The organism is Citrobacter sp. (assembly GCF_050252275.1).
GTDB classification, from domain to species: domain Bacteria; phylum Pseudomonadota; class Gammaproteobacteria; order Enterobacterales; family Enterobacteriaceae; genus Citrobacter_A; species Citrobacter_A amalonaticus.
Genome location: NZ_JBFWLF010000299.1, coordinates 1 through 5,444 on the forward strand (window position 1 = coordinate 1; position 5,444 = coordinate 5,444).

5 protein-coding genes are annotated in these 5,444 nt (G+C 54.2%); 4 read left to right on the top strand and 1 reads right to left on the bottom strand.

Translation table 11 applies throughout. The features are described 5' to 3' along the window. The first annotated feature begins 68 nt into the window (after positions 1–68). From dnaT to opgB, 4 genes are all read left to right on the top strand, one after another. A complete protein-coding gene (gene dnaT, locus AB7E14_RS19830) occupies positions 69–608 on the top strand; it encodes a primosomal protein DnaT (protein ID WP_428169838.1) in 540 nt (179 codons plus the stop codon). A gap of 2 nt (positions 609–610) precedes the next feature. Continuing rightward, a complete protein-coding gene (dnaC, locus tag AB7E14_RS19835) occupies positions 611–1,348 on the top strand; it encodes a DNA replication protein DnaC (RefSeq protein WP_046401434.1) in 738 nt (245 codons plus the stop codon). A 60-nt stretch (positions 1,349–1,408) separates the two neighbouring features. Then, the gene (locus AB7E14_RS19840) at positions 1,409–1,900 is read left to right on the top strand and encodes a DUF2501 domain-containing protein (protein ID WP_042999319.1); all 492 of its coding nucleotides are present in this window, start codon (positions 1,409–1,411) and stop codon (positions 1,898–1,900) included. A 272-nt stretch (positions 1,901–2,172) separates the two neighbouring features. After that, the gene (opgB, locus tag AB7E14_RS19845; protein WP_316962082.1) at positions 2,173–4,464 is read left to right on the top strand and encodes a phosphatidylglycerol--membrane-oligosaccharide glycerophosphotransferase; all 2,292 of its coding nucleotides are present in this window, start codon (positions 2,173–2,175) and stop codon (positions 4,462–4,464) included. A 57-nt stretch (positions 4,465–4,521) separates the two neighbouring features. Here the strand turns inward: opgB and AB7E14_RS19850 are convergent. Further along, on the bottom strand, positions 4,522–5,444 hold a 923-nt coding region (locus tag AB7E14_RS19850), incomplete at its 5' end, for a zinc-binding alcohol dehydrogenase family protein (RefSeq protein ID WP_428169839.1).

Consider the following 5,444-nt stretch of genomic DNA (forward strand, 5'->3'; position numbering starts at 1 on the left):
CCTCCACCTCGGTGTGTTACTATAGCAGCAGAGTCCCTTCTCGGTTGTAGTCGGTATTGAGAAACGTTATGTCCTCCAGAATATTGACCCCGGACGTCATTGGTATTGACGCCTTCTTACACGATCACCAGACGGTACTGGCGAAGTCTGAAGCTGGTGCGGTGGCGGTGTTTGCCAATAACGCTCCGGCCTTTTATGCGCTGACCCCCGCACGCCTGGCGCAACTGCTGGCGCTCGAAGAAAAGCTCGCCCGTCCTGGGAGCGATGTGACGCTGGATGCACAGTTTTATGAAGAACCGCAACCGGTGCCGGTCGCCGTACCGCTGGGGAAATTCGCCATGTATCCCGCCTGGCAGCCGGATGCCGACTTTCAGCGTCAGGCTGCACTGTGGGGCGTGGCGTTAAGAGAGCCGGTCACCGCTGAAGAGCTGGCTTCGTTCGTGACTTACTGGCAAGCGGAAGGCAAAGTGTTTCATCACGTGCAGTGGCAACAAAAACTGGCGCGCAGCGTCCAGATCGGCCGCGCGAGCAACGGCGGTTTGCCGAAACGTGATGTGAATACGGTCAGCGAACCAGATAATCAAATTCCACCGGGCTTTAGAGGTTAACCATGAAAAACGTTGGCGATCTGATGAAACGTCTGCAAAAAATGATGCCCGCCCATATCGAACCGGCGTTTAAAACGGGTGAAGAACTGCTGGCATGGCAGAAAGAGCAAGGCGAAATTCGCGCCGCCGCTCTGGCTCGCGAAAATCGGGCGATGAAAATGCAGCGCACTTTCAACCGTTCCGGCATCCGTCCGTTACATCAAAACTGCTCGTTCGATAACTATCATGTGGAATGCGAAGGCCAGATGAATGCGCTAAGCAAAGCGCGTCAGTACGTGGAAGAGTTCGATGGCAACATCGCCAGTTTTATCTTCTCCGGCAAACCGGGGACGGGGAAAAACCACCTCGCCGCGGCAATCTGCAACGAGCTGCTGCTGCGCGGAAAGTCGGTACTGATAATCACCGTGGCGGACATCATGTCGGCGATGAAAGAGACGTTTAGCAATCGTGAAACCAGCGAAGAACAGTTGCTGAACGATCTGAGCAATGTTGATCTGCTGGTCATTGATGAGATCGGCGTGCAAACCGAATCGCGCTATGAAAAGGTGATCATCAACCAGATAGTCGATCGTCGTTCCTCTTCAAAACGCCCGACCGGCATGCTCACTAACAGCAACATGGAAGAAATGACCAAACTGCTGGGTGAACGCGTAATGGATCGTATGCGACTGGGCAATAGCCTGTGGGTGATCTTCAACTGGGACAGTTTTCGCAGTCGGGTAACCGGCAAAGAGTATTAAGACCATTCTTAGACTGAGCGGCGCTATACTCCGACCAGGGTTTATACACGAGTAATCACAATGAAAACGACAAAACGTTTGCTGTGCTGCGTAATCGCGGCCAGTGCCTGCTTCGCCGCCAATACTTTCGCCGCCTCCTGGCAAGACTCGCTCTCCAGCGCCGCCAGCGAACTGAGCAAGCAAAGTACCACCTCATCGCAAAGCGGCACCTCGCTCTCTTCCCTGACCAGCCTGCTGAACGGCGGCAACCAGGCGCTGAGTGCGAACAATATGAATAACGCCGCCGGGATTTTGCAATACTGCGCGAAGCAGAAGCTGGCGTCCGTTACCGATGCGGAAAATGTGAAAAATCAGGTACTGGATAAGCTTGGCCTCGGCGCTACCGAGCAAAAGCAGGACACCAACTATCTGGACGGTATTCAGGGTCTGCTCAATACCAAAGACGGTCAGCAGCTTAACCTGAACAATATCGGCAGCACGCCGCTCGCAGAAAAGGTGAAAACCAAAGCCTGCGACCTGGTACTCAAACAGGGTATGAACTTTATTTCCTGATCCCCGACGCCGCGTTTTGGTCGTTTTCCGCCAGTCGCGGCGCCTCTCCCCCCTTTTCGCTCTTCTTTCATGCTCATCCCAGGCATGGAGGGAAGTGACGGCGATCAAAAAAGCCTCTTTCTAAACCAATTCTGAATAACAAGGTAATTAAATGTCACTAGAATTGCAGCTAAGTGACAACCCCATTACATTGTACTTTCTGTAAACGCTAATCTGCCAGTCGAAGGCCTGGTTTAAAGCCTAATCACAAGGCTATTTGTGAGGATCGTCCGTTGTCTGAGTTACTCTCCATCGCGCTGTTTCTTGCCTCTGTATTGATTTATGCCTGCAAAGCGGGTCGCAACACCTGGTGGTTTATCGCTACCCTGACGGTGCTGGGACTTTTTGTGATTCTGAATATCACGCTTTTCGCCAGCGACTATTTCACCGGTGATGGAATTAACGATGCCGTACTCTACACGTTGACGAACAGTCTGACAGGGGCCGGTGTCGGCAAATACATTCTGCCGGGCATCGGCATTGCATTAGCGCTCGTGGCGGTCTTTGGCACGCTGGGCTGGGTGCTGCGTCGTCGTCGCCATCATCCCCACCATTTTGGTTACAGCCTGCTGGCACTGCTGTTGGCGCTGGGCTCCGTCGATGCCAGCCCGGCATTTCGTCAGATCAGCGAACTGGTTAAATCCCAGACCCGCGAGGGCGATCCCGATTTCGCGGCCTACTATAAAGAACCGGCGAAAAGCATCCCCAATCCGAAACTGAATCTGGTGTACATCTACGGTGAAAGCCTGGAGCGTACCTATTTCGACAATGAGGCCTTCCCGGAACTCACCCCGGAACTCGGCGCGTTGAAAAACGAAGGTATGGATTTCAGCCATACCCAGCAGTTACCGGGTACAGACTACACCATCGCCGGAATGGTCGCTTCCCAGTGCGGCATTCCCCTGTTCGCGCCGTTTGAAGGCAACGCGTCAGCGTCAGTCTCCAGCTTCTTCCCGCAAAATATCTGCCTCGGGGATATCCTGAAAAACTCCGGCTATCAAAACCACTTTGTGCAAGGGGCAAACCTGCGTTTTGCCGGGAAAGACGTGTTCCTGAAGTCCCACGGCTTCGATTATCTGTATGGCGCCGAAGAGTTAAAAAGCGTCGTCGCCGATCCGAATTACCGCAATGACTGGGGCTTCTATGACGATACGGTACTGGATGAAGCGTGGAAGAAGTTCGAAGAGCTCTCCCGTTCCGGCCAGCGTTTTTCGTTGTTTACCCTGACCGTCGATACCCATCATCCGGACGGCTTTATCTCACGTGCCTGTCAGCGAAAACGCTATGATTTCGACGGTAAACCTAACCAGTCTTTTAGCGCCGTCAGCTGTAGTCAGGAAAATATCGCGGCATTTATCAATAAAATCAAAGCATCACCGTGGTTTAAAGATACGGTGATCGTGGTCTCTTCGGACCATCTGGCGATGAACAACAGCGCATGGAAATACCTGAACAAACAGGACCGCAACAATCTGTTTTTCGTGATTCGTGGCGACAAGCCTCAGCAGGAGACGCTGGCGGTCAAACGTAACACCATGGATAACGGCGCCACGGTGCTGGATATTCTCGGCGGCGATAACTTTATTGGCCTGGGGCGTAGTAGCCTGTCAGGTCAGTCGATGTCGGAAGTGTTCCTCAACAGCAAAGAAAAGATCCTCGCCATGAAGCCGGACATCATTCGCCTGTGGAACTTCCCGAAAGAGATGAAAGATTTCACCGTCGACCGGGATAAAAATATGATCGCCTTCTCCGGCAGCCATTTCCGTCTGCCGCTGCTGCTGCGAGTGTCGGATAAGCGCGTCGAGCCACTGCCGGAAAGTGAATACTCCGCCCCGCTGCGCTACCAGCTTGCCGACTTTGCCCCACGCGATAACTTCGTCTGGGTCGATCGTTGCTACAAGATGGGCCAGTTGTGGTCACCGAAACTGGCGCTCTCAACCGACTGGTGCGTCTCGCAGGGGCAGCTTGGCGGCGAGCAAATCGTCCAGCATGTTGATAAAGCGCAGTGGAAAGGTAAGACGGCCTTTAAAGACACAATGATCGACATGGAACGCTATAAAGGCAACGTCGATACCCTGAAAATTGTCGACAACGACATCCGCTATAAAGCCGACAGCTTTATCTTCAACGTGGCAGGCGCGCCGGAAGAGGTGAAGCAGTTCAGCGGGATTTCTCGTCCGGAATCCTGGGGACGCTGGTCTAACGCGCAACTGGCAGAAGAAGTGAAGATCGAGTACAAACAGCCGCTGCCGAAAAAATTCGATCTGGTGATCACCGCGAAAGCCTTCGGCGACAATGCGAATCGTCCCATTCCGGTGCGTGTAGGCAAGGAAGAGCAGACGCTGGTGCTAGGTCACGATGTCACCACCACCACGCTGCATTTCGACAACCCGACAGAGTCCGATACGCTGGTGATTGTCCCGCCCGATCCGGTCCCGACCAACGAAGGCAACATCCTCGGTCACTCGCCGCGTAAGCTGGGGATCGGAATGGTTGAAATCAAAGTGGTCAGCGCTCAGGGCTGACCACCGACAATAAAAAAAACAGCGCCCAACACCACTCCGGGCGCTGCATGGCAATCGTCAGAACGTAATCACTCCTTTGATCAACGCCCGGTTGTTAATCACATCCTGTTCGAAGATCTCCGCAAGCTGGCTGAACGGATAGCGATGCGTAAGCATCATTTCAGCGCTCAGTTTGCCTTCTGCCATCAGCCGTCCCACTTTCGCAAAATCCTCCGGCGTGGCGTTACGACTGCCCATCATGGTGGTCTCTTTCTTGTGAAATTCCGGGTCAGAGAACTGCAAGTCGCCTTTAAACAGCCCGACAAAAACGATGGTGCCGCCGTGGCGGATCAAGTTAACGCTATTGTTCATGGCATGCGGGTTCCCCGTCGCATCGAGCACTTTCTGCGCCAGTGAACCGCCAAACAGCGCACGCAGTTGAGCCTCAAAATCTGCCGCAGAGGGATCCACTACCGGCAGGTCAAGACGAGAAGCAACGTGTTCGCGACGTGCAGCGCTGGTATCGGCCACCACCACCTGCGCCCCTTCTGCTTTGGCAATGGCCGCTGCGCCGATCCCAATCGGTCCGGCTCCAACGACCAATACCTGCTCACCGGGGGCGATAGCGGCACGGCGTACCGCATGCGCGCTAATCGCGTAAGGCTCAATCAACGCCGCAGCCTGAGGATCAATCCCCTCCGCCAACAGCAGATTGGTCGCCGGCACGCTGAGATACTCGCTAAACCCCCCATCCTGATGCACGCCGATCACCGAGATCTTCTCGCAGCAGTTCGTTCGTCCTCCCAGGCACGCCGGACACTGCTGACAGGCGACATACGGGATCACCGCTACCTGTTGACCCACTTTAAACTGCGTCACCTTCTCGCCCAGCGTCACAATATCCCCACATATTTCATGGCCTAGCACGCGCGGATAGCTAAAAAAAGGTTGATTACCTCCCCATGCATGAATATCGGTTCCGCAAATACCGACAGACTTAA